General features: G+C 68.8%; 26 protein-coding genes and 2 tRNA genes. 20 read left to right on the top strand and 8 right to left on the bottom strand.

What is annotated here, in order from left to right:
- Nucleotides 1–63: 63 nt before the first annotated feature.
- Nucleotides 64–564 (bottom strand): MarR family winged helix-turn-helix transcriptional regulator, encoded by a 501-nt coding sequence (locus tag ACLHRZ_RS37480; RefSeq protein WP_490423054.1) that lies wholly within the window; start codon nucleotides 562–564, stop codon nucleotides 64–66.
- A gap of 215 nt (nucleotides 565–779) precedes the next feature.
- Between ACLHRZ_RS37480 and ilvA the strand changes: the two genes are divergently transcribed.
- The 3 genes from ilvA (at nucleotide 780) to ACLHRZ_RS37465 (ending at nucleotide 4,019) form a co-directional block, all read left to right on the top strand.
- Nucleotides 780–2,030: a threonine ammonia-lyase gene (gene ilvA, locus ACLHRZ_RS37475; protein ID WP_490423053.1), complete on the top strand. Its 1,251-nt coding sequence runs from the start codon at nucleotides 780–782 to the stop codon at nucleotides 2,028–2,030.
- 145 nt (nucleotides 2,031–2,175) lie between these two features.
- Nucleotides 2,176–3,162: an ATP-binding cassette domain-containing protein gene (locus tag ACLHRZ_RS37470; protein WP_490423052.1), complete on the top strand. Its 987-nt coding sequence runs from the start codon at nucleotides 2,176–2,178 to the stop codon at nucleotides 3,160–3,162.
- Nucleotides 3,159–4,019 carry an ABC transporter permease gene (locus ACLHRZ_RS37465; RefSeq protein WP_490423051.1) on the top strand — a complete coding sequence of 287 codons (861 nt, stop codon included), beginning with the start codon at nucleotides 3,159–3,161 and terminating at the stop codon, nucleotides 4,017–4,019. The genes ACLHRZ_RS37470 and ACLHRZ_RS37465 overlap by 4 nt, the downstream gene beginning before the upstream one ends.
- Nucleotides 4,020–4,159: 140 nt before the next feature.
- Here the strand turns inward: ACLHRZ_RS37465 and greA are convergent, their stop codons facing one another.
- Entirely contained in the window at nucleotides 4,160–4,657 is a 498-nt protein-coding gene (greA, locus tag ACLHRZ_RS37460; protein ID WP_490423050.1) for a transcription elongation factor GreA, read from the bottom strand.
- A 174-nt stretch (nucleotides 4,658–4,831) separates the two neighbouring features.
- A complete protein-coding gene (locus ACLHRZ_RS37455) occupies nucleotides 4,832–5,242 on the bottom strand; it encodes a DUF4307 domain-containing protein (RefSeq protein WP_490423049.1) in 411 nt (136 codons plus the stop codon).
- Nucleotides 5,243–5,378: 136 nt separating this feature from the next.
- Between ACLHRZ_RS37455 and mca the strand changes: the two genes are divergently transcribed.
- Nucleotides 5,379–6,248 carry a mycothiol conjugate amidase Mca gene (mca, locus tag ACLHRZ_RS37450; protein ID WP_490423048.1) on the top strand — a complete coding sequence of 290 codons (870 nt, stop codon included), beginning with the start codon at nucleotides 5,379–5,381 and terminating at the stop codon, nucleotides 6,246–6,248.
- Between the two features lie 7 nt (nucleotides 6,249–6,255).
- Complete coding sequence (locus ACLHRZ_RS37445; protein ID WP_490423354.1) at nucleotides 6,256–6,462, top strand: hypothetical protein; 207 nt, start codon at nucleotides 6,256–6,258, stop codon at nucleotides 6,460–6,462.
- Here ACLHRZ_RS37445 and ACLHRZ_RS37440 read toward each other — a convergent pair.
- Nucleotides 6,414–7,775, bottom strand: coding sequence for a tyrosine-type recombinase/integrase (locus ACLHRZ_RS37440; protein ID WP_490423047.1), 1,362 nt, complete (start codon nucleotides 7,773–7,775; stop codon nucleotides 6,414–6,416). The genes ACLHRZ_RS37445 and ACLHRZ_RS37440 overlap by 49 nt on opposite strands.
- A 105-nt stretch (nucleotides 7,776–7,880) precedes the next feature.
- On the opposite strand from ACLHRZ_RS37440, the gene ACLHRZ_RS37435 reads away from it, so the two are divergent.
- Nucleotides 7,881–8,426 carry a helix-turn-helix transcriptional regulator gene (locus ACLHRZ_RS37435; RefSeq protein WP_490423046.1) on the top strand — a complete coding sequence of 182 codons (546 nt, stop codon included), beginning with the start codon at nucleotides 7,881–7,883 and terminating at the stop codon, nucleotides 8,424–8,426.
- Nucleotides 8,427–8,598: 172 nt separating this feature from the next.
- Here ACLHRZ_RS37435 and ACLHRZ_RS37430 read toward each other — a convergent pair whose 3' ends face one another.
- From ACLHRZ_RS37430 to ACLHRZ_RS37415, 4 genes are all read right to left on the bottom strand, one after another.
- The gene (locus tag ACLHRZ_RS37430; RefSeq protein ID WP_490423045.1) at nucleotides 8,599–9,075 is read right to left on the bottom strand and encodes an NUDIX hydrolase; all 477 of its coding nucleotides are present in this window, start codon (nucleotides 9,073–9,075) and stop codon (nucleotides 8,599–8,601) included.
- Between the two features lie 100 nt (nucleotides 9,076–9,175).
- Nucleotides 9,176–9,275 (bottom strand) — tRNA-Gly (locus ACLHRZ_RS37425).
- Between the two features lie 1,067 nt (nucleotides 9,276–10,342).
- Nucleotides 10,343–10,960, bottom strand: coding sequence for a toxin (locus ACLHRZ_RS37420; protein ID WP_490423044.1), 618 nt, complete (start codon nucleotides 10,958–10,960; stop codon nucleotides 10,343–10,345).
- Nucleotides 10,957–11,427, bottom strand: a complete 471-nt coding sequence (locus ACLHRZ_RS37415; RefSeq protein WP_490423043.1) for a hypothetical protein — start codon at nucleotides 11,425–11,427, stop codon at nucleotides 10,957–10,959. Before ACLHRZ_RS37415 ends, ACLHRZ_RS37420 begins: the two co-directional genes overlap by 4 nt.
- Before the next feature lie 808 nt (nucleotides 11,428–12,235).
- On the opposite strand from ACLHRZ_RS37415, the gene ACLHRZ_RS37410 reads away from it, so the two are divergent.
- The 14 genes from ACLHRZ_RS37410 to ACLHRZ_RS37345 all read left to right on the top strand — a co-directional run bounded on the left by ACLHRZ_RS37410 (nucleotide 12,236) and on the right by ACLHRZ_RS37345 (nucleotide 23,002).
- Complete coding sequence (locus ACLHRZ_RS37410; protein WP_490423042.1) at nucleotides 12,236–12,937, top strand: YqaJ viral recombinase family nuclease; 702 nt, start codon at nucleotides 12,236–12,238, stop codon at nucleotides 12,935–12,937.
- Nucleotides 12,934–13,269, top strand: a complete 336-nt coding sequence (locus ACLHRZ_RS37405) for a hypothetical protein (protein ID WP_490423041.1) — start codon at nucleotides 12,934–12,936, stop codon at nucleotides 13,267–13,269. Before ACLHRZ_RS37410 ends, ACLHRZ_RS37405 begins: the two co-directional genes overlap by 4 nt.
- Before the next feature lie 607 nt (nucleotides 13,270–13,876).
- On the top strand, nucleotides 13,877–14,257 hold the full coding sequence (locus ACLHRZ_RS37400; protein WP_490423040.1) for a hypothetical protein: 381 nt from the start codon (nucleotides 13,877–13,879) through the stop codon (nucleotides 14,255–14,257).
- Nucleotides 14,254–14,742, top strand: a complete 489-nt coding sequence (locus tag ACLHRZ_RS37395) for a hypothetical protein (protein ID WP_490423039.1) — start codon at nucleotides 14,254–14,256, stop codon at nucleotides 14,740–14,742. The genes ACLHRZ_RS37400 and ACLHRZ_RS37395 overlap by 4 nt, the downstream gene beginning before the upstream one ends.
- Nucleotides 14,743–14,776: 34 nt before the next feature.
- Nucleotides 14,777–15,094, top strand: a complete 318-nt coding sequence (locus ACLHRZ_RS37390; RefSeq protein WP_490423038.1) for a WhiB family transcriptional regulator — start codon at nucleotides 14,777–14,779, stop codon at nucleotides 15,092–15,094.
- Nucleotides 15,091–15,825, top strand: coding sequence for a zinc finger domain-containing protein (locus ACLHRZ_RS37385; protein ID WP_490423037.1), 735 nt, complete (start codon nucleotides 15,091–15,093; stop codon nucleotides 15,823–15,825). The genes ACLHRZ_RS37390 and ACLHRZ_RS37385 overlap by 4 nt, the downstream gene beginning before the upstream one ends.
- Before the next feature lie 179 nt (nucleotides 15,826–16,004).
- The gene (locus ACLHRZ_RS37380) at nucleotides 16,005–16,202 is read left to right on the top strand and encodes a hypothetical protein (RefSeq protein ID WP_490423036.1); all 198 of its coding nucleotides are present in this window, start codon (nucleotides 16,005–16,007) and stop codon (nucleotides 16,200–16,202) included.
- Nucleotides 16,199–17,101 (top strand): class I SAM-dependent methyltransferase, encoded by a 903-nt coding sequence (locus ACLHRZ_RS37375; RefSeq protein ID WP_490423035.1) that lies wholly within the window; start codon nucleotides 16,199–16,201, stop codon nucleotides 17,099–17,101. Before ACLHRZ_RS37380 ends, ACLHRZ_RS37375 begins: the two co-directional genes overlap by 4 nt.
- 197 nt (nucleotides 17,102–17,298) lie before the next feature.
- A tRNA-OTHER gene (locus ACLHRZ_RS37370) sits at nucleotides 17,299–17,357 on the top strand.
- 656 nt (nucleotides 17,358–18,013) lie between these two features.
- Nucleotides 18,014–18,427 carry a phage terminase small subunit gene (locus ACLHRZ_RS37365; protein WP_490423034.1) on the top strand — a complete coding sequence of 138 codons (414 nt, stop codon included), beginning with the start codon at nucleotides 18,014–18,016 and terminating at the stop codon, nucleotides 18,425–18,427.
- Between the two features lie 24 nt (nucleotides 18,428–18,451).
- Nucleotides 18,452–20,221 carry a terminase gene (locus ACLHRZ_RS37360; protein WP_490423033.1) on the top strand — a complete coding sequence of 590 codons (1,770 nt, stop codon included), beginning with the start codon at nucleotides 18,452–18,454 and terminating at the stop codon, nucleotides 20,219–20,221.
- Nucleotides 20,222–20,247: 26 nt separating this feature from the next.
- Entirely contained in the window at nucleotides 20,248–21,624 is a 1,377-nt protein-coding gene (locus ACLHRZ_RS37355; protein WP_490423032.1) for a phage portal protein, read from the top strand.
- Nucleotides 21,621–22,394, top strand: coding sequence for a VG15 protein (locus tag ACLHRZ_RS37350; RefSeq protein ID WP_490423031.1), 774 nt, complete (start codon nucleotides 21,621–21,623; stop codon nucleotides 22,392–22,394). The genes ACLHRZ_RS37355 and ACLHRZ_RS37350 overlap by 4 nt, the downstream gene beginning before the upstream one ends.
- An 89-nt stretch (nucleotides 22,395–22,483) precedes the next feature.
- Nucleotides 22,484–23,002: a hypothetical protein gene (locus ACLHRZ_RS37345; RefSeq protein ID WP_490423030.1), complete on the top strand. Its 519-nt coding sequence runs from the start codon at nucleotides 22,484–22,486 to the stop codon at nucleotides 23,000–23,002.
- The last annotated feature ends 47 nt before the right edge of the window (nucleotides 23,003–23,049 follow it).

Below are 23,049 nucleotides of genomic sequence, written 5' to 3'. Positions count from 1 at the left end.
TCAAGAGTTCGGTCGAGAGTCCGGTCCGGAGTCCGGTCCGGAGTCGGTCCGGAGTCGGTCCGCTCAGGACGTGGGCGCGCCCGGCGGCAGGGCGGTGTGGATCTCCGAGAGCGCGGAGTTGAAGCGGGTGAGCAGGGAGCAGAAGGTGTCGCGCTCGTCCTCGCTCCAGCCGTCGGTGCACAGCGCCATCAGCTCGCGCCGGGAGGTGCGCACCTCCTCCAGGCGGGCCTGGCCGCGGGGCGAGAGCTGCAGGACGACCGCGCGGCCGTCCTCGGGGTGCGAGGTGCGCTTGACCAGGCCGGTGTCGACCAGCGGCGCCACCTGGCGGGTGACGGTCGAGGAGTCGATTCCCATGCCCGCGGCGAGCGCCTTCACGCCCATCGGGCCTTCCTGGTCAAGGCGGTTGAGCAGCAGATACGCGGCGCGGTCCATCGTGTTGTGGACCCGGCCGACACCGCCGAGGCGGGTCTGTTCTGCACGGCGTGCGAAGACGGCCACCTGGTGCTGGAGGGCGTCGAGAACACCGGGGGCTAGTTGGGTCGTCACGTCCGGAGAGATGGGCATGGCCTGGGGCTCACTTCGTGCGGCGGGCGGAGGGGACGGCAGAGGCTCTGCAGGGCTGTAGGACAGATAGCGGGACCAGCTGGTTGCTCGCGAATGGGGGACAGAGTACGCGGCCTTTCCGCTGCTCGTACCAGTGCTGCACAAACCGGACGGTAGGCCCGGTTCCGGTCGCGCTCGGAAAGCCTGTGACGTGCACGTTCTGCGAGACTGGCGGTATGGCCCGACGAGTTGGCGGCCCGGGCGGAACGCCCGCCTCCGGCACGATTCCGGTCACGCTGGGCGATGTGCTCGCCGCGCAGCGCATGCTGGCCGGGGTCTGCCGGACCACACCCCTCGCAGCCAGCCGGCACCTCTCCGCGCTGGCCGGCACCCCGGTGCGGCTCAAGTGCGAGAACCTGCAGCGCACCGGCTCGTTCAAGGTGCGCGGCGCCTACGTGCGCATCGCGCGCCTGGCGCCGGACCAGCGCGCGGCGGGGGTCGTCGCCGCCAGCGCCGGCAACCACGCGCAGGGCGTCGCCCTCGCCGCCTCGCTGCTCGGCGTGCGGTCCACGGTCTTCATGCCGGAGGGCACCCCGCTCCCGAAGGTCGCCGCGACCCGGGCGTACGGGGCCGAAGTCCGGCTGCACGGACAGGCGTTGGACGACGTCCTGGAAGCGGCCCGGGTGCACGCGGAGGGGACGGGGGCGGTCCTCGTCCACCCCTTCGACGACCCGGACGTCGTGGCCGGGCAGGGCACGGTGGGCCTGGAGATCCTGGAGCAGTGCCCCGAGGTGGGCACCGTCGTCGTGGGCATGGGCGGGGGAGGCCTGGCGGCCGGAATCGCCGTGGCGGTCAAGGCGTTGCGGCCGGACGTGCGGATCGTGGGCGTCCAGGCGGCGGGCGCGGCCGCCTACCCGCCGTCGCTGGCCGCGGGCCGTCCGGTGACGGTGCGGGCGCCGGTGACGATGGCGGACGGCATCAGGGTCGGGCGCCCCGGGGACGTGCCGTTCCGGATCGTCGCGCGGCTGGTCGACGAGGTGCGGACGGTCTCCGAGGACGAGCTGGCCGCGGCGCTGCTGCTGTGCCTGGAACGGGCGAAGCTGGTGGTCGAACCGGCCGGGGCGAGCCCGGTGGCGGCGCTGCTGTCGGCGCCCGGGTCGTTCGACGGGCCGGTGGTGGCGGTGCTTTCGGGCGGCAACGCGGACCCGCTGCTGCTGCAGGCCGTACTGCGGCACGGCCTGGCCGTCGCGGGCCGCTACCTGTCCCTGCGGGTGCGTCTGACGGACCGTCCGGGCGCGCTGGCAGCGCTGCTGGAGGTGCTGTCCGCGGCCGGTGCCAACGTCCTCGACATCAGCCACGTGCGCACCGATCCGCGGCTCGGGCCCACCGAGGCCGAGGTGGAGCTGCACCTGGAGACGCAGGGGCGGGAGCACTGCGCCGAGTTGGACGCGGCCCTTCGCGACGCAGGGTATCCGGTGCTGCACTGAACGTGCCGGCGGTGTGTGCCGGTGATGCCGGATGATGCCCGGATTCCGGGCAATGGCCGGAGTGATGCGGAGTAATGCCTTCATGAGGCGGAATGGGCTGGGTGAACGTAAAATCAACTACGTCACCTCAACGGGGAGAAGCTCCATGCAAGGTGCGATATATGCCGAAGGTCTGGTCAAGACCTTCGGCGACGTCAGGGCTCTGGACGGCGTCGACCTGGACGTCCCGGAAGGGACCGTCCTCGGACTGCTCGGCCCCAACGGCGCCGGCAAGACCACCACGGTGCGCGTCCTCACCACTCTCATCCGGCCCGACACCGGCTCGGCCGTCGTGGCCGGCATCGACGTCCTGAAGAAACCCAACGAAGTCCGCCACGCCATCGGCCTTTCCGGCCAATTCGCCGCCGTCGACGAATACTTGACGGGCCGTGAGAATCTCCGGATGGTCGGCAGGCTCTACCAGATGAGCGCGCGCGACGCCAAGTCGCGGGCGGGGGAGCTGCTGGAGCGCTTCAACCTCGCCGACGCCGCCGACCGCCCCGCCAAGACCTACTCCGGCGGCATGCGCCGCCGCCTCGACCTCGCGGCCGCCCTGGTCGTCAGCCCGCCCGTGATGTTCATGGACGAGCCCACCACCGGACTCGACCCGCGCAACCGGCAGCAACTGTGGGAGGTCATCGAGGAGTTGGTGGCCGGCGGCACGACCCTGCTGCTCACCACCCAGTACCTGGAGGAGGCCGACCGCCTCGCCCACGACATCGCCGTCGTCGACCACGGGCGCGTCATCGCCCGCGGCACCTCCGACCAGCTCAAGGCGCGCACAGGAGGGGAGCGCGTCGAGGTCGTCGTGCACGAACGCGAGCACATACCCGTCGCCGAACAGGTGCTGCACGCCTTCGGCACGGGCGCGACCGCCGTCGAGGAGCACACCCGCAAGGTCACCGTCCCGGTCTCCGGCGGGGCCAGGCTCCTCGCCGAGGTGATCCGCGAACTCGACGGCCGCGGCATCGAGATCGACGACATCGCCCTGCGCCGCCCCACCCTCGACGACGTCTTCATCTCCCTCACCGGACACACCGCCGAGGAGGCGGAGGAGCAGGCGGAGCGCGCGCAGGAAGGGGCCGCACCATGAGCGCCACCGGCGAGATCGTCTCCAGGAAAGCGGTGCCCAGGGCGCGCGGCGGCGTCACCCAGTCCGTGCACGACTCCCTGGTCGTCGCCCAGCGCAACCTGATCCGGATGGTGCGCATCCCCGAGGTCGTCGTCTTCGGACTCGTCCAACCGATCATGTTCGTCGTGCTGTTCAGCTACGTCTTCGGCGGTTCGATCGCCGTCGGCGGCAGCACCGACCCGGCCACCTACCGGCAGTTCCTGATGGCGGGCATCTTCGCCCAGACCGTCACCTTCGCCACGGCCGGCGCGGGCGCGGGGATCGCCGACGACATGCACAAGGGCCTCATCGACCGCTTCCGTTCACTGCCCATGGCCCGGGGCGCGGTGCTCACCGGCCGCACCCTCGCCGACCTCGTGCAGACCGCGCTGACGCTGGTGGTGCTGGCGATCGTCGCCGTGATCGTCGGCTGGCGCATCCACCACGGCGTCCTGGAGGCGCTCGGCGGCTTCGCCCTGCTGCTCCTGCTCGGCTACGCCTTCTCCTGGATCGGCGCACTGATCGGGCTGTCGGTGCGCACCCCGGAGGCGGCGACCTCGGGCGGGCTCATCTGGCTCTTCCCGCTCACCTTCATCTCCAACGCCTTCGTCCCCGCCGACAACATGCCGGTGGTGCTGCGCACCATCGCCGAGTGGAATCCGTTCAGCGCCACCGTGCAGGCGGCGCGGGAGCTCTTCGGCAACCTCCCCGCCGGCTATCCGGTGCCCGGGGCCTGGCCGATGCAGCACCCGGTGTGGGCGTCGCTGCTCTGGTCCGTCCTGATCATCGCCGTCTTCCGCTCGCTGTCGGTGCGCAAGTACCGCTCGGCGACGGCGTGATCGCTCCGCTGGGAACGGGGACTGGCGGCTGCGGGCCGTCCGTGGCTGGTCGCGCAGTTCCCCGCGCCCCTTCGGGGCGCGGTACCACAAAGCCCCGGACCGTCGACCGGTCCGGGGCTTCACAGGTGTACGGGAGGGGCTCAGCCCTGGTACGGCTTGGCGTCCAGGATGCGCACCTTGGCCTTGCGGCCGTTCGGCAGCTCGTACTCGGCGTCCTCGCCGACCTTCTTGCCGTTGACGCCCGAGCCCAGCGGGGACTGCGGGGAGTAGGTCTCGATGTCCGTGCTCGCGTATTCGCGGGAGGCGAGCAGGAAGTGCAGGGTGTCGTCCGGGTCGCCGTCGAAGGCGATGGTCACGACCATGCCGGGCGCCACGGCACCGTCGGCGGCCGGGGCCTCGCCGACCTTCGCGGCCTCGAGCAGCTGGGTCAGCTGGCGCACGCGGAGCTCCTGCTTGCCCTGCTCCTCCTTGGCCGCGTGGTAACCGCCGTTCTCGCGCAGGTCACCCTCCTCGCGGGCCGCCGCGATCTTCATCGCGATCTCGGTGCGAGCGGGACCAGACAGGTACTCCAGCTCAGCCTTCAGCTGGTCGTACGCCTCCTGAGTCAGCCAGGTGACGTTGTCGCTGGTCTGGGTCACAGGTGCTCCTCGTCGGTACTGGGAAAGCTGGGATACAGCCGGGGGATACAAATGAACGCCCTACTCAGAAGGGTGCACCTTCAAAGGCGGGCGAAACCACGAGCCTAACAACTCCGCCCGTCAAGGGGGAAGAAGTAAAGGGGAGGAAATGCGCAAGAAACGCGTCAGGGCAGGTCAGCGCCCGGTTACCTGACGACACCCCTCAAGTTCCGTCGCGGAGGCCCGCTGCGTGGTGCGGAGCGTGACGAGCTCGGTGAAGTGGGACTCGCGGCGGTCGAGGGTGATGTCCTTGCGGGCCACCTCGGTGCCGTCCTCGCCCAGCGAGCGCACCGTGCAGACGCCGGTGGCGTCCTTCTCCTTGCGGATCTCCAGCACCGCCTGCACGGACGAGTCGGAGACCGTCTTCGAGCGGACCAGCTGACCGCTGACGTCGGTCTTGGTGATGTAGTGCACACCGGCCCAGCCGACGAAGCCCAGCAGTGCGGCGCCCAGCACCGCGCCGGTGATCTTCAGCTTGCGGTCGGCACGCTGGTCCGCCGTGCGGCCGTAGCGGCCCTCGGGCAGCGCTGCACCGTCCGCAGCCATGATCATTCCTCCTGACGGGAAGTGCGGGACCGGGGGCGACCCCCTCGGATTCCGGTTGTGGAACACGGAATGAATCGCGCCCTCCTTCGGTCACTATAGGAGGCGTCTGATGAGACCAGTGACTGAGGATCGAGCCTTGACCGAGCAGCTGCGAATGATGGCCGTTCACGCCCACCCCGACGACGAGTCGAGCAAGGGCGCGGCCACGATGGCCAAGTACGTGTCCGAGGGGGTGGACGTGCTGGTCGCCACCTGCACGGGCGGTGAGCGCGGCTCCATCCTCAACCCCAAGCTCCAGGGCGACCCGTACATCGAGGAGCACATCCACGAGGTCCGGGCCAAGGAGATGGCCGAGGCCCGCGACATCCTCGGCGTGAAGCAGGAGTGGCTCGGCTTCGTCGACTCCGGCCTGCCCGAGGGCGACCCGCTGCCCCCGCTGCCGGAGGGCTGCTTCGCCCTGCAGGACGTGGAGGAGGCGGCCGGCCGGCTGGTCGCGCTGATCCGCACGTTCCGCCCGCACGTGATCACCACGTACGACGAGAACGGCGGCTACCCGCACCCCGACCACATCATGACCCACAAGATCTCGATGGTCGCCTTCGAGGCCGCGGGCGACCCCGAGCGCTACCCCGAGGCCGGCGAACCCTGGCAGCCGCAGAAGCTCTACTACAACCAGGGCTTCAACCGCCCCCGCACCCAGGCCCTGCACGACGCCCTGCTGGAGCGCGGCATGGAGTCCCCCTACGGGGAATGGCTGGAGCGCTGGGAGACGATGGGCCGCGAGCGGACCCTGACCACCTACGTGCCCTGCGGCGACTTCTTCGAGATCCGCGACAAGGCGCTGATCGCGCACGCCACGCAGATCGACCCCGACGGCGGCTGGTTCCGGGTCCCGATGGACCTCCAGCGGGAGGTCTGGCCGACCGAGGAGTACGAGCTCGCCAAGTCCCTCGTCGACACGTCCCTCCCCGAGGACGACCTCTTCGCGGGCATCCGCAACAATTGACCCCATGATGAGCAACCTGGTGCCGCTCGCCGCCGACCTCGACCAGAACAAGGTCACGCCCGGCGTACTCGGCTTCATCGTCTTCGCCCTGATCGGCGGCGCGGTGTGGCTGCTGATGAAGAGCATGAACAAGCACATGAAGCGGGTCGACTTCGAGGAGACCCCTCAGGAGGCCAGTGCTACGGCGGCTTCGGTAAGCCCCAAGTCCCCCTGAGAGCCAGGGATTTGGGCCTTCCACACCTCCACGGGCCGGGCCCTCTCCAGCGCCGCCGCAACCGATCGGGCAAGATCACCTGCGGCGCTGGGGAGAATCTGGGGAGAATCAGCCGCGGAGGCGCTCAGCGACGTCTCGATGGAGGCGCGGCCACGCTCGCTGTCCTTGGGCATGACGTGTCCGTACTTGCGCAGCGTGAACGCGGGGTCGGAGTGCCCGAGCCACTCGGAGACGGCCAGGATGCTGACACCGTCCCGCAGGAGCCGGGTGGCAAAAGTGTGACGAAGAGCATGGAAACCGTCGTCACGGTTGGACTCCCACCGCGAGGTGGCCCGGGGGCGGTCCTCGCGGAGCTTGAGGTACCCGGCGGCGCCGAGCGCTTCACGCCAGATGTATTTGTTGAAGGCGTCGGGGCGGATCGGCTTGCCCGTCACCGTCGTCGTCAGCAGCGTGACGGTGACCATTTCCTCAGCCCGGCCGCTCTCGCCGCCCTCAGCGGCCCCCTGAGCCTCTCCAGGGGTGCCCCCGGCCTCTTCTGAGGCGCGCCATGGCAGCGTGACCGTGACGGGCGGATGCGCCGCTATGTGCGCCCTGACGCGCCGCAGCCACGATGGAGGCACGGGGACGGTGCGTTCCTTGCCTCTCTTGGGCAGGCAGAAGTACATCTTCCCGTTGGTGTCCTGGCGGAGCTGGCGCCGGATGGTGACCTCGCCGGCTTCCCAGTCGATGTCATCCGGGCTGAACCCGAACGCCTCGCCCTGGCGCATGCCGGAGCCGAACCCGAGGGTGAACAGGACCCGGTATCTGTCATGCATCCGGCGGTAGACCGCCACGACCTTCTCGCGTGCCCAGGCCCGTACCTTCTTCTCGGGCGGCTTCGGGGCCCGGAGGGTCTTGGAGGCGCGGACGGGGTTGGAAGGAATCCGTCTGGACTCCACAGCCGCTTCCAAGATCGTCCGCAGCGTGTTCCAGACCGCGCGGGTGGAGCTGACCCCCTGGGTCTGGCGGACGGTCGCTTTCCAGGTGCGCAGCTCCTCTGCCCCGATCGCGGCCAGGGGGAGCGTGCCGAGGTGGGGGAGGATGTGGTTCTTCACCCGCGAGCGCACGGTTGGCCGGGTGGAGGGGGCGCAGACGTAGGAAGGCCACCAGTGCGTTTCCACCCATTCGTTCAGGGTGATCTCGCCGTCGCGGACGTCATAGAACCCGCCGCGCTTGGTGTCCGTCTGGGCCGTGGAGAGCCAGTCCTTCGCGTCCTGGAGGATGGCGAACGAACAGTCGGCGACGCCGGGCACGCCGGCGACCCGGTAGCGCATCCCCTTGCCGTAGCGTGCGGTCCTACGCCGCTGCCCAGTGGCAGGGTCCTTCTTTTTAGTAAGCCATCGGTCCTCTATGTACCCGGGCATGAGTCACCTTCTCTAATGGCGCAGTTGAAGTGCCGGAGTGGCCCGCGGAACCTCGTGGGCAGGCATTGGGTCAGCGTCAACGCAGCGAAAAATCTGCGGACTTGTGGCGAACCTGTGTATGGGCAATCTATATTGCAGACTGTTGAGGCGCAAGGTAGATCGTTAAGGTCACAAGTCGGCGACAGAAACCGGCTGTTGCACTGTCTCAACGGGCGTGTCTTGTTGATTCCTGCATACGCTGACGGAGTCACATTATTGAACCTCTGGGCGCGGGTGGCACAGGCTATGGCTGGTATGGCGAAGGCAGTTCTGACGACGAATGAAGCGGCCGTCTACATAGGCGTGGCAGCGTCGACCCTGCGCACCTGGAGACACCGTCGCACCGGCCCGCCGTCATTTCGTGTAGGCGCCAAAGTGGTGTACCGGATCACTGCTTTGGACGAGTACCTCGGACAGTGCGAGAGGGATGACTCCCGATCGAACCACATGCTTGACCCGCGTAGGGCGGAGATTCGTGCACGCCGGGATCGTCTTGGAAGGCGTGTCATGGAAGCGGCTTGATCCTCGGCGATACGACCGAAGCGCAGGTGTCTGAGCTCTTAGAGATCACTTCGCGTGCACACATGCTTGATGCCCCCACTGCGATTCGCCAGTGGGGGCATCAGATATTTCTGGTTTCACGCCACCTGGCGCATGCGTTGCGCCAAGGTCTTCTGGCGCCCGGAGAGGCGTTCTACTGGCTTGAATGGCCTGCCGGGGGTATGACGGAATCCCACCCGAATAGGCTCAGTCCTGCGGGATCTTCGAGCGCACCGCGCAAGCCGGCGGCCGAATAGGGGAGGATGTTTGGGGGGAGCTTGTGGACGTCGAACCATTCAAGCGCGAGGCACTTATGCGGCTCCAGGTTCTCCGGCTCTCCGGTCCATTGTCTGGCCTCGAAGAAGAAACCGATACGGTTGGGATGGCCCTGGCCGCGGTGAGCGTCGACGACGTGGACGAGGCGTAGATCGCCGCGGGTAATGGCGACGCCGGTCTCCTCCTTCATCTCGCGAATCGCGCCCATGACAAGAGGCTCATCGGGTTCCAACTTGCCAGCGGGCAGACACCATTGTCCGTATCCGAAGTCACCGCCTCGGTGGGATAGCAAGATGAGGTCGCCGCGGCGGAAGAGGACGTGTACGTCCACAGCGGGGGAGCCGTGTGTGGTCATGTAGTGGCCTTCGTCGGTATCAGGTTCTCGATTGCCTCATGGTTTGTGCGTTTGTAGACGGCTTGGACTGCCAGCAGCCAGGGGACTTCAGTGTCCAGATCGCCGCCGGCTCCGGATTTGAATTCGGCTGCCGTTGGTGCTGGAGCGTCCCCCCTGGTCTTGGCAAGCAGGGCGCCCTTCAGCCAGTAGGCTTCGGCGGCCGCCTGTGCTGCCGTGCCTTCATTTCCGGAGAGCCGCGCATGCTCCAGGGCTCGTGTGAACAGGTTCTCCGGAGCGTAGTGCCGCAGGTCAAGAATCGCGTCGTGAATCTCTGTCACATAACGAGCAAGCCGCACCTGTACAGGGGTGCCGACCTTCACCAGATCGAACACCTTGTTGATGGCGGTGCCAAAGCGGTGGCCCTGCAAGAGCTGAACGGGCTTGTCGAGTGTGTGACCGGGAACGGCCAAGGAGAGGTCACGCCACAGTGGGTTGAGCCGGGCCAGCGCGGTATATGCCTTCCACCGTCGCCACGCCGCTTGGGTTGCAGGTATGCCTGCCCCCAGGGCAAAGAGGGGGAACAGCGCCAGCTGGAGGGACTCGGTAACTGTCTCTTCGAGGCTGGCGAACTGCTCGCTAGGGGGCGTGACGCTGGTGATAGCGATATAAGCAACGCGCAGAAGGATATACAGCACCGCCATGCCCATGGAGAGCGACATCATGGCGAGTCCTGAGCGCAGGAGGCTGCGCGGCGCGCGACGCGCAGCACTGCCCCATTGATAGCAGCACACCCCGGCGGCGGAACCCAAGTAGAGGTACAGGACGCACATGTACACCGCCATGCCAGGGTCTCCGGCGTGGCCCGTAATGAAGTGTTCCGTGGGCTCTGATCTGTCGATCGCGAAGAAAAAGAGGGCCGCCATCAGAAGAACCGCGGCGAGCGCAGTCTTTGTGGCGAGACGGGCGACGCCTTGGGCGATGCGTACATGCCGCGCCGCTGGCCCGCTGTCAGAGTCCGTGCCGTACATGGCAACCAGGTAGAGCAGGAGCGGGCAGATGCCAGCCGTGGCGATTGAATGCTTGATCAGCGTGGAAAGATCATTGATTCCGCTCTTGCTGACAAGCTGCACGACGTAAGGCGTCTTGAGGGTCCATGCGGCTGCGAAGGCGGTGTAGCAGCCCCATAGCGCGCGGCGTTGCGCGTCACCCCATAGGGCAGAGGAGAACCGCCAGATAGAGGTGAGCCACAGCAGGCCGGCGACGGCGTACCCAAGGCTATCGAGCATTGCTACTTCACTCCTCGGCTCTTACGTCTCTTCGCTACAGGGTGCGACAGACTCTTGCTCAACCTGGACAGCATGTCGCTGCTGTGACCAGTGAGTTCCCGTGCACGCTGGTGGATGATCTCGGCTGTCATCTCTGCTTGCTGTTCCTCCAGTCCGGTGTGAGTGGTGCGTCCCATCACAGGCACCTGGCCGATGAACTTGGTGATCAGCTTGGTGCCGAGGTGCGGGAGCAGCCGTTGCATCTGTTCAGGGGTCAGAGCGTTGCCGTGCTCCCACCACAAGTGGGAGAGCTCGTGCAGGATGATGTGGTCCTGGTGGTACGGAGTTGTGCCGCGTACAAAGAGGACGATGTCGGCTACGGGGTGCTTGGCCCAGAGTCCGCAAGCCGCGTCAGGGTTCAGGACGTTGTCGGGCATCGGCAGGAGGAAGATCCGACGCCTGCGGCGCTTCTCCAGCGCACGCACCAGAGCAGGAATACTGAACGGGTCTGGCATCGGCATATCCGCCAACTGCTCTTCGCACTGTTTGCGAAGCTTGCGCAGTGACATCAGGGCCTCAGCAAGGAAGATCGGTGCTCCTCGATTGCAAACGAGAAGGCGCGTGGCGGGTTGTGTGGTCATCCAGACGAGTCTGAATCTGGGCGATATGTCAGCTCACCGGACTCGGTGAGATCGTCAATGATTTCGTTCAAATAGGCGAGCATGTCGGCTGATACGCCATGCGTGCGGGCGCCGCGCGCCGCGACTCCCGTGATGTCGCCCGACCGTAGTGAAGCGAGAAATCTCAAGCCTTCGACCACCTGGCTGACGACTTCATCGTTCGGCTGGAAGAAGAGCGGGCTTACGTCGAAGTAGTCAGCTAGCGCGGCAAGTTTGTCTTCGGAATCTATCTCGCGCACGCCGGTGCGAGCTTGCCACAATGTGACGTGGGAGACGACTTGCTTTCCCGCCTTTTCGTTGATCGCGTGAGCAATTTGCCTGTCTGACGGGCGTTTCTCTCCGGACGGGATGGCATGCTCTAGCAGGTAATTGATCTTCTCTTCCTGAGTTCGGGGTGTCCCCCCTGGCGTTTCGCCAGCACCGCTCATTGACTTACCTCCGGAAGAACGCTCCGCGCATAACAGGCGCTGCCCGGCGGGGCGTTGGTGTACGTGTCGGGTCGAGCTTCAGGGAGGGGCAGTGTCGCGGCCCCGTCGCGCCGGAGGGTCGCCCGTCCGGCCACTCGGAAGCGGTTTCGCGCTTCATGGTGTTAAATGATCTTAACCCACCCGCATCGCACCTCCAGGTCGAGGCGGTTCCGGGTGCTGCACAGGCAGGCCGCAATGGCCGGCCAAAGCATGATCGGTAGGGGTAGCGACTTGCTCGATCGGCGGAAAGAACGCCGAGAGGAGCCGGTTGCCTGTCCGAGGGCTGCAACCCCCGGACAGGCGGCCGGCTGGGAGACGCTGCCTCCCGAAGAAGCGTGTCGAACCGCTCGCGGGCGTAGGAACCTTCGCGGCTCGGCACTTCAGAACAGTGGTGGGCCATGTCGGCCCTGCCACCGCATACCTACAGGGGCGGGCAGTGCCCAACCCTGTTGAAGGAGTGATTCTGTCATGAGTTCCTCGCAGGCTTATCCCCGCCGGCTCGTCACCGGCTGCACGACGCTGCCCTCGAACTAATCGCCCGGCGGGGTCACCGCCGGATCGGTGCACCCCTTGCCGCAAGGTCGGCGCGTGCCATTCACCGCCACCGGGGTATCGATCGGAAAAACCGTCCGTCCGTTCTTCTTGTGCGCCCGTCGGCTCGTGGTGGCTGTCAGGGCGGACTGGCATGACGGCTGTCTGAGACGTTCCACTTCGCCTGGCCGCGCCGCGCTCATGACGCGCGGTTCCCGGGCATGTCCGAAAGAATCACATGGCTCTCCACCTTTCCTGGCCGCTGCTGCAACGCCGGTGGCCTATGCCCGCGCCCTCTGTACCTGCTGCGCGTTTCCTTGGCTTCCTCTCTCCCGGCACGCCGGAGTGGGACGCCGCGCGGTCCGGCCTGGTCGTCACGGCGACCGAGATTCCCGTGATCGTCGGCCTGTCGCGCTGGCGCTCTCCGCTGTCCCTCTGGCGCGAAAAGACTGGCGTGCCGGTCGATGGCATGGTGGCAACTGCCGCGATGGAGTGGGGACTTCGTCTCGAAGTCATCGTGGCTGACGCTTTCGCGGATGCCCATTCCGATCTTCTCGTGCAGCCGACTGGCACGTGGGCGAACCGGGCCCGGGACTGGCAGCGTGCCACCCCGGACCGGATCGTCACGTCGGCGGACGGTGGCCCGGCGGCTCTGCTGGAGATCAAGACCAGCCGCCACGGCGACGGATGGGGGGAAGCCGGGACGGATCAGGTGCCCGCCGCCTACCGGTGCCAGGTCATGTGGCAGCTTGACACCCTCGGCCTGGACACAGCCCACGTCGCTGTTCTGATCGGCGGTCAGGACTACCGGGAGTACACGATTACTCGGGACGAGGACGAGGTAGCGGACCTCCGGGAGCGCGCTGCCCGCTTCCTCGAAAGCGTCCGGACGGGGAACCCGCCTGCTGCCGACGCCGGTCAGGAAGCTGAGGCCGCGTGATGGGCACCGTGCACGAATTCCGCGCTGAGCGCAGCGCGAACCGATTGCTGGAGCGCATCAGGGGCGCAGCTGACCGGGACCAGCTCGCCCTGGTCCAGGCGCTCATCCTCGACCACGCACTGACCGCCAAAGAGTTCTCCGCCAACGACTTCCGCGACCGCCTCCCGGACCTGCCCCACGGACTCCTTGGCGCCGCTGTCCGCGGACTGGCCGCCTCCCGGGCGATCACCAACACCGGCCGGACCACGCCGAGCACGTCGCCGGACACCCACGGCCACCGCATCGCCGTCTACCGGCTCACCGTCCTGCACACGGAGGCGGACGCCGCGTGAGCGCCGGCACCGGCCCGACGTAACTTCGCTGACCACCCACGAGACCAGAGAGAAGAATCCCGTGCCCTGGGTCCGCCTGGACGACCATTTCCCTACGCATCGCAAGGTGGCGACGCTGTCGGATCGCGCGTTCCGCCTGCACGTCTCCGCCCTGTGCTGGTGCGCGGCGAACTTGACGGACGGACGCATCAGCGACCGCGAGTTGCGTCTTGTGGCGCACGTGCGCGGCATGACGGCGACAGCACGGCAGCTTGAAGACGCCGGGTTGTGGGACCGTGTTGAAGACGGCTGGGTGCTGCACGACTTTCACGACTACCAGCCCAGCGCCGAGCACGTCCGCGCGGACCGCGAGCGTAACGCCGCACGTCAGAAGCGGTTTCGACACAAGAGGCTCGCCGAGGCCACCGTTCCCGAGCCGCCGGAGGACCGCGCGCGTAACGCCGTTACTCACGGCGTTAGTAACGCCGTGAGTCACCCCGTGACTAACGGCGCCCCGTCCCGTACCCGTCCCGTACCCGGTTCTATCCCTGACGGGATAGAACCGTCCCCCCTTCACCCCCCACGGCGCAGCGCAGCTCCCGCGACCGCCCCAGGGGCGGTGGGAGCGGTGGGTGTTCCGGAGTTCGCCCGGCCGCTCGCCGGGCTGCTCACGGCTGCCGGCTGCGTTGTCGGCTGGCGGACCGACAGCGGCGACCGGGACGCCCTGCGCCGCCATCTGGAGCGCATGCCCGCAGCGCATCTCGTGGATGCCGCCTGCCGTGCCTGGAACCCCAGCGACCCGCCCCGCACCATCCGCTACCTGATCCGTGTGTGGGACGCCCTCCCGGACGTCCCCGCCGACGCTCCGGCCGCGCCCGTTGCCGGCCGCGCTGTTGAACGGCAGCAGCAGGCCAGCGACGACATGTTCGCCCGCGCGCTGGAGCGTGCCCGGTCCCGTTCAGCCGCCGGGATCCCCGCAGACGACCAAGAGAGAGCACTGACCGCGTGACCCCGGAAGAAACGGTTGCCCTCACCCGCTACGTCCGCGCCATCTGCCCCGGACAACGCTTCGACGAGTACACCCCCGACGCCTGGCACGACGTCCTGGCCCCCTACAACCTCGTGGACGCCCGCGCCGCAGTGGTCGCCCTCGTGGACAGAGGCGCAGCATTCGTGGCCGTCGGTGAGATCACGGCAAAGGTGCGCCAGATGCGTGCCAGCCGCTCCCGCCACATCCACGGCCCCGGGCAGTCGCCGGAGATTCCCGACGCCGACCCCGACGACATCACCGCCTATCTCGCTGCCGTCCGCGCCCAGCGCATCCGCGCCGCCGACCCCACCACCCGCCACAGGCCCCTCGCCGAACTCATGTCCGCCAACGGCCTCAACAGCGCGCCTCGCGGCCTTTCCGCCCTGTCCCGGGCCCAGGTCCCGCGGGAGCCGTCTGCAACTCCGCAGACCGCCGCACAGCACGCCGACCGTCCGCACGTCTGATCCACCGTGTCCAGACTCCACCGAGGAAAGCACCGTGCCTCTCCCCATCACGATCACCCCGCCCCCCTACGTGCCTCGCAGCGACGAAGCGCAGCTTCCCTGCACGGACGTCCCGGACCTTTTCTTCCCGCCCGAAGACCGGCTGGAGCGCCAGAAAGACCAGATCGAACGCACGGCCGCCGCCAAGGCTTTGTGCTTCCGCTGCACTGTCCGTACCTCCTGCGGCGACTGGGCACGCGAACACCAGGAGTGGGGCATCTGGGGAGGCCGCACCGAGGAGGAACACGGCTACCGCCCCACCACCCGACGATTCGGCACCCGCCGTACCGACCCCACCGAGGCCGCAGCGTGACCCGCCACACCGCCAGCAGCATCACCGACGACGCACTCGACGCACTCTACGACCGCCTCGACGCCCACGACCGCCGAACCGATCCCGGCAAGCAGCCGGAACCGGCGGCGGAGCGCCCCGTGTGCAGCATCTGCACCCGCGAACTCTGGTCCGACGAGCGCCACCGCTACGCCTGCCGGCCGTGCGAACGGCGACTCTCTGAGCAACTTGCCCAACTCCCCGCCATGGTCCAGGACCTCCATGGCCTCCTCATGCCGGGCACGCGCACCGACGCGTCGGCGTACCGCGCAGGCAGCCGCGCCGAGGCGCCTGCGCCGGTCAACCTCGGCGTGCTCGACGTCATCACCGCCGTAACGGTCACGCTCGACAGCTGGCTCCACGACTGGCACGAGCAACTGGCCTGGGAAGCGCCGACGTACCGCAAGGACCCGCTCAGCGAAGCGGCCAGTGCTCTTCGCACGAATACGCCGTGGGCCGTCGAACGGCACCCCGCCGTGGCGGAGTTCGCCGCCGAGGTCAGTGAAGCGCACCGCACCGTGGGCGGACTGCTCGACCCGGCCACGCGCGCCCGCCGCATCGGGTACTGCCCGGCACCCGCCGAGGACGACTGCCAGAACTCCTGCGGTGCAACCTTGCGCTACGTCCCCGGCTCCACCACGGTTACCTGCTCGTGGTGCCGTACCACCTGGGACGCCCTTGACCTGAGTGCCGCCTTCGCCGACGCCGCCTGACCCGGCCGACTCCCACGACGCCCGTGTCTGGAGGCGTTTGGGGTTTCTGGACACACGTGTCACACTCGATTGCAGCGCCCCCCGTATGCCCGCATACCGGGGAAAGTGATCACACGAAGGCCCCGTTGGCTCCCCCCGCCGGCGGGGTCTTCGGCGTACCGGGACGGAGGCAGACGCACGTGTCCTCGACACCACCACCGATCATCTGCGACACCGTCGCCGCCGCCCGGTACGTCGGCGTCACCCCGGCCGCCATCCGCCAGTGGATCCGGCGCGGCCACGTTCAGCACCGCGGGTACGACAGTGCCGGCCGCGCCTGCGTAGACCTGCGAGAAGTCCGCACCTACCTTGCCGACCGGGAGCGTTCGACCGCATGACCCACCACGCCCAGACCATTGCCCGCCCCGCGGCGGACGCGGTGCACGGCATACGTCCCTTCTCCGTCCTGCGCACCGACCTCGGCCCCTGGCGCACCCGCCGCCAGTCCTGGGAAGACCTGGGCCTGCACAGCCGGCGCGGACGCGAACACGTGAGCACCTACGGCACGGGCAGCGATCCCGTCGGCCAGAAGACGGCCGCGATCAGCGGGGGCCTGTCCACCTTCGACCCCGTCCTCGCCGAGGTGTCCTATCGCTGGTACTGTCCCGACGGCGGTACCGTCCTCGACCCGTTCGCCGGCGGATCCGTGCGCGGCCTGGTCGCCGCCAACAACGGCCACCCGTACACCGGCATCGACCTGTCACCGCCCCAGGTCGACGCCAACGAGGAGACCGCCGCCGCATGGCGGGAACGTGATCTCCTGGCCGCTGAGCCCCGCTGGATCCTCGGCGACAGCGCAGAGGAACTTCCCCAACTCCCAGGCAATACCTACGACTACGTGTTCACCTGCCCTCCGTACCACAGCCTGGAGCGCTACAGCGATCATCCGGCGGACCTGTCCGCGATGCGATGGCGCCGGTTCGAGCAGGTGTACCGGGAGATCGTCACGGAGACGGTGCGCTGCCTGGCTCCAGACAGGTTCGCCACGTGGGTTGTCGGTGAAGTACGCAGCAGTACAGGCATGTTGCGTGGCCTGGTGCCGCTGACGATCGCCGCCCACGAGGCGGCCGGTGCCCGCCTCTACAACGACGCCGTCCTCCTTAACCCCCTTGGCACCGTCCCCATGCGGCTCGGCGTCCAGTGGCGCGTCTCCCGGAAAATGGGCCGACACCACCAATACGTGCTGACCTTTGTCAAGGGCGACCCGCGCAAGGCAACTGCGGCCATCGCCACCTGACACTGCCCGCCGCCCGCCCGGCGGGGGCACGGCCCCGCAGCTCACAGGGAGTCGCCTCACCGGCCGGTGAGGCCATGCCGGTTCGACTCCGGGCGGGGCCGCCAGGGGGCCGCACCGCCCATCAGTAACCAATATCCCCGCCTGACTTAGGCGGGGTGCGCCGAACGGGGTTGCAAGCTTCGTGCGGCCCCCCTTCTGCCCGCCTGGCCCAACTGGTACGAGGTGGTTCCCGGTTCGAATCCGGGGGCGGGCACCAACTCCACGCCGTCATCCATGCCCGGAGGTGACGGCCTTGCCCTGGCATACGAGCAACCGGGGGGCCCGGCTCCCGACGAACTGGGCCGCGATCCGGTCCCGCATTCTGGCCCGTGATCCGGTGTGCCGTATCTGCGGCGTCCGCCCGTCGACCCAGGTGGATCACATCAGGGCCATGACCGACGACCACCGTGATAGCGCCCTGCAAGGGGTCTGCTACCCCTGCCATGCCCAGAAGAGTGCGGCGGAGGGGGCGGCCGGCCGGGCTGGGAGGCCGGGCCGGCGGCGTCCGGAGGAGCCTCACCCGGGCCGGATGTCGTCACGGTGAGTGATGTGGTGTGGGTCACCCCCTGGGGGGTGTCCCCTCTCCCCGGTTTGGATCCCGGGCGATGCGCCTAGCAGCTTCCCCTGTGTACGGGTTTCCAGGCCCGTGATCCTTGCCCGGACACTTTGAGATCGGCGCTGTCCGTGCTGCTTTGCATCCGTGGTTACTGCGGGTGATGTGAGTCGACGTGAGGCAGCGCGCCCCGCGCGGGCCGTACCGACGACAGGTAACCACACCCCAGTTGGGGAGTGCCCGCCGGGCGGTCGGCGGCACGACCCGCCGGGGTCCACAGCTTGCAGGAAGGGGTGATGCCCGTGGGGACCCGAGGCCCTGTGCCCAAACGTTCCACCGAGCGACGGCGCCGTAACAAGGACGACGACGGCCCCGCCCTTGTCCGCGCCCCTTCCGGTTCCGATCCGGTGAACTGGCCCGAACCGGAAGCGGACTGGCACCCTGTCGCCGCCGACTGGTACGCCTCTCTGTCCCTCTCGGGGCAGTCGCGCTTCTACGAGCCGTCCGACGTCGCCGTGGCCCGGTACGTCGCTGAGGCCATGAGCCGCAACCTGAACGCCGGCCGGTTCTCCGCCCAGTTGTTCGCTGCCGTGTGCTCCGCCATGACGGACCTGCTGACCACGGAAGGTGCCCGCCGCCGGGTGCGCGTGGAACTGGAGTGCGGACCTGTTGAGGAGAGCGTGCCGGCAGGGGTGACCGCGCTGGAGAACTACCGCAAGGCGCTGAGCGGGTAGGCCCGCACGTCAAGGGGGTGCACCGTGAGCACCCCTTGTGCCCCGGCGGAGGAGGAGCCGCCTGAGCGGGTGGTTCCGGTGACGCTGGGGCCGTCCTGGCAGCGCAACGAGGACGGTTCGTTCGTGGTGCCGCCACGCTCGCTCGCCTGGCATGCGGCCTGGTGGGCGTCGGAGTACCTCCAGCACCCCGACGGCACACCGTGGATGTTCACCGGCGAGCAGTTCCGCTTCCTGCTCCACTACATGGCCCTGGACGAGCAGCACCGTTTCCTCTACCGGGACTCGGTCCTCCAGCGCCTCAAAGGGTGGGGGAAAGACCCGACTGCAGCCGCAATCGCGGCTATTGAGTTTGTTGGTCCTTGTCGTCCCACGGGGAAGACGTTCACGGCTGGGGAACTGGCCGGCCACCCCATCGGTGCTCCGCATCCGGCCGCCTGGGTGCAGTGCGCGGCCGTCAGCTTTGACCAGAACCGCAACCTCATGACGCTCTTCCCCTCGCTGTTCACGAAGAGGGCGATTGAGGAGTACGGCATTGAGCTGGGCAAGACGATCATCTATGCCCGTAAGGGTGCGGCGCGGATCGAGGCGGTGACCTCCTCCCCGGCAGCGTTGGAGGGCGGGCGGACCACGGCAACCATCCTCAACGAAACGCATCACTGGACGAGTTCGACTGGCGGGCACGACATGGCCGCCGTGATTGAGCGCAACGCGACCAAGAGCGCTGACGGCAGCGCCCGGACCCTCGCGATCACCAACGCGTTCGAACCCGGGCAGGACTCGGTGGCCGAGCGCACGCGTGAGGCGTGGGAGGACATTCAGGCCGGACGCGCGGCGGACACAGGGCTGTTGTACGACTCGCTGGAGGCGCCGCCGGAAGCGAAGCTGAACGCTGCGTGGGCGCCGGCGGTGATCCGGGCGGTGCGCGGGGATGCGCACTGGCTGGACGTCGACCGGATCGTGGCCTCCATCCTCGACGTCCGCAACCCCCCGTCCCGCTCCCGCCGGTTCTGGTACAACCAGGTCACCGCGAGCGAGGACGCGTGGATGGCGCGCTACGAGTGGGATGCCTGCGCCCGTCCGGACCTCGTCTTCACCGACGGGGACGAGATCGTTGTCTTTTTCGACGGCTCGACTTCCGACGATGCCACCGGCCTTGCTGCCTGCCGCATTTCCGACGGCCATGTGGCCGCTCTGGGGGTGTGGCAGCGCCCGCCCCGCACCACGGGGTGGACGGTCCCGCGGGGCGAGGTGGATGCGGTGGTGGAGCGTACGTTCAGCCGGTACCGGGTGCGGGCGTTCTTCGCCGACCCCGGCACCGGTACCGACCCGGGCGCCGGAGGCGCCGCTGACCCCGGCGTGGCCAGTGACCCCAGCCGGGGGAACCGGTACTGGGATCGGTATATCGACGAGTGGGCGAATCGTTACGGCAGCCGGCTGCTGGTTCACGCGGTCCCCTCCGGGCTGCGCCGTCATGCCGTCGAGTGGGACATGGGCGATCCCAAACGCCAGCAGGTGTTCACCGAGGCGGTGATGCGTACCCGCGCCGACATCCTGGAACGCGTGCTGACGCACGACGGGCACCGGATCATGCGCACGCACGTCGGCAACGCCCGCCGCCGGGTCAACGCCTGGGGCGTGACCATCGGCAAGGAACACCGTGAGTCCTCCCGGAAGGTGGACCTTGCGGTGTGCATGGTCGGTGCGCGGATGCTGCGCCGCCTGGTCCTCAATTCCCACAAGTTCGCATCGCGCCGACGGGCGCGCGGTTCGGGGCGTGTGGTCGTCCTCGGCTGAGACAAGATCGAGGAGAACCACCCCCGGTGTCTGCCCCTGCCCTGCCCACGCTGTCCCTGTCCGCCCTGGAGCTGGAGACGCTCGCGCGCCTGTCGGCCCTGGTGGCACAGGACGAGGCGGAATTCGCCTCGCTGGACGCCTACTTCACCGGCCTGTCCCATGTCGCCAATCTCGGCATCGCGGTGCCGCCGGCGCTCCAGCGGATCCGCACGGTGACGGGCTGGCCGCGCATCATCGTCGACACCCTGGACGAGCGCCTGGACATCGACGGGGTGCGCTGCCCGGACGACCCTGCCGCGGACAGTGAGCTGGCCGCCGTGTGGGCCCACAACGACCTGTTCGAGGAAGCGACGCTGGCCCACACCGACGCCCTGGTGTACGGCCGCGCGTACCTCGTCGTCGGCGTGGGGGACGACGGGGTGCCGCTGGTGTCGGTGGAGGCGCCGCAGCACATGACCATCGACTACGACGTGCGCACCCGCACCGTGCGGGCGGCGCTGCGGCAGATCACCGCCGGCGCCCAGCGCATCGCCACCCTCTACCTGCCCGACCAAACCATTGACCTGGAGGGCACGGGCACCGGCTGGTCGGTGCTGGAGCGCCGCCCGCACCGCCTGGGCGCCGTCCCCGTGGTCCGCCTGGCCAACCGGCCCCGCACACGCGACCGGCGGGGAGCCTCGGAGATCACGCCGGAGGTGCGGGCCCTGACCGACGGCGCGTGCCGCACCCTGCTGGGCGGCGAAGTCGCCCGCGAGTTCTTCGGCGCACCCCAGCGCTACATCCTCGGCGCCGCCGAGGGCGCTTTCCAGGGCCCGGACGGCTCGCCGCGCGGCGCGTGGGAGACCTACACGGGCCGCTACCTGGCGCTGGAGCGCGACGAGGACGGCCAGGTCCCGACCGTGGGCCAGTTCCCCGCCTACGACCCGGCGGTCTACGGGCGGATCGTCGACATGTACGCACGCCTGATGTCCGGGGTGGCCGGGGTGCCTGCCCACATGCTCGGCTACACCACCGACAACCCGGCCTCCGCCGAGGCCATCAGGTCGTCCGAAGCGCGGCTGATCAAGAAGGCCGAACGCCGTCAGCGCAGCTTCGCGGGCGCCTGGTCACGCGCGATGCGCCTGGCCCTCCAACTCGGCGGAGCCCCCGTGCCGGTGCCGCGCGTCGAGATGCTCTGGCGCGATCCGGCAACCCCGACGGTCGCCGCGCAGGCCGATGCCACGGTCAAGCTGGTCTCAGCAGGTGTGCTCCCGGCCGAGTCGGACGTGACACTGGAGCGGGCCGGAGTCGACCGCGCCCAGCGCGAGCGGATCGCCACCGAACGCCGCCGCTCCGCCGGCCGCGCCGCCCTCGACCAGCTCGCCGACACCCTCACCCCCGACACCTTCGGGCAGGCCGCATGAAGATCCTGCGGGCCCTGGCCGACGCCCACCGGCGACGGCAAGAAGCACTCAGCCGCGTACTCGCGACCGACTACCGCGCGGCGCGCGAGCGCTACCGCTCCGCACCGCCGGGCGCTGAGCGTGAGCGGGCGTGGTCGGCGACGGTCGTGCGCCTGATCCACCGATACGGCGCAGCCTCCGCCGAACTGGCCGCCGACTACTACACCGACGCACGCAAGGCCGCCGGTGCAGCGGGCACCTTCGAGGTCCCCGTGGCCGGGCCCCCGCCGGTCGGCCAGATCACCGCTTCCCGCCGCACCGTGCGCGCCTCAGCCTCCCGCCGTCCGCCGGACGACGAGGACGACTGCACGGCACTGGAGCGGTGGGAGACGGTACAGGCCGAACGGGACCTGGCGCGGGTGCAGCTGCTTGCCGCGCGGGCTGGACGGCGCACCATCGAGAAGGCCGCGCGCGCCGATGCGGCGGCGATCGGCTGGCGGCGGGTCGTCACCGCAGGCTGCTGCGCGTTCTGCGCGATGCTGGCCTTCAACGGTCTCGTCTACGCCGACCGGCGCACGGCCGCCCGGCGCGAGGACGGCGAGCCGTATCACGACCGCTGCCACTGCCACGCCGAACCCGCCTTCCGCGGCGTGCGATCCGAACCACAGCCGCAGCTGGAGGAGTGGGAAGACCTGTACTACGAGGCATCCCACGGCGTCTACGGAACCGAGAAGCTGACCGCATACCGCCGCGCCTTCGACGCCAAGTACCGCACCACGACGGTCGCTTGACCGTACCGTCCCCCTGATTTCTCTTGACCATCGTCCTGGTCCCGCCGTGTTCCCCGGCGGGGCCCCTTTTTTGCCCAGAGGTGCCCTCTATGTCATCTGTTGAGACGTTTCCTTCGCCTGAGGGTTCCGCCCCGCCGCCCGAGACGGCTGGGGTGTGGGAGGACCCTGCGGCGGCGCGCACAGAGATCGAACGCCTGAGTACTGAACTGGCCGCCCATCTTGCGCGGGTGGCCGAGCTGGAGCCTGCCGCCGCCGAGCTGCACGAGCTTCGCGAAGCGGAGAAGTCCGAGGTCCAGAAGCTCATGGAACGGGCGGAGGCGGCGGAGCGAGCGGCGGAGCAGTCGCGCTCTGAATTGGTGCGTGTCCACGTCGCTCACGCCAAGGGCCTGTCCCCGCGGCAGGCCGTGCGCCTGGTGGGCGTCACCCGTGAGGAGCTCGAAGCCGACGCCGACGACCTCTTGACGACCTTCGCCCCCGCCCCCGGTCCGGCCCCGGCCGGCGAGCCGCTGATGATGCCCGACCCCTCACAGGGCGCCACCGCCCACCTGGCGGCCGGGGACCCGGCGCAGACGTTCGCGGCGATCGTCCGCAACACCCTGCACCGCTGACATCCCCTGCTCTGCTGAACACCGCCTTCCCCCGCACCACTTAAGGA

This window comes from Streptomyces sp. AM25, assembly GCF_058146165.1.
This window is presented reverse-complemented; position numbering and strand designations above follow the sequence as displayed.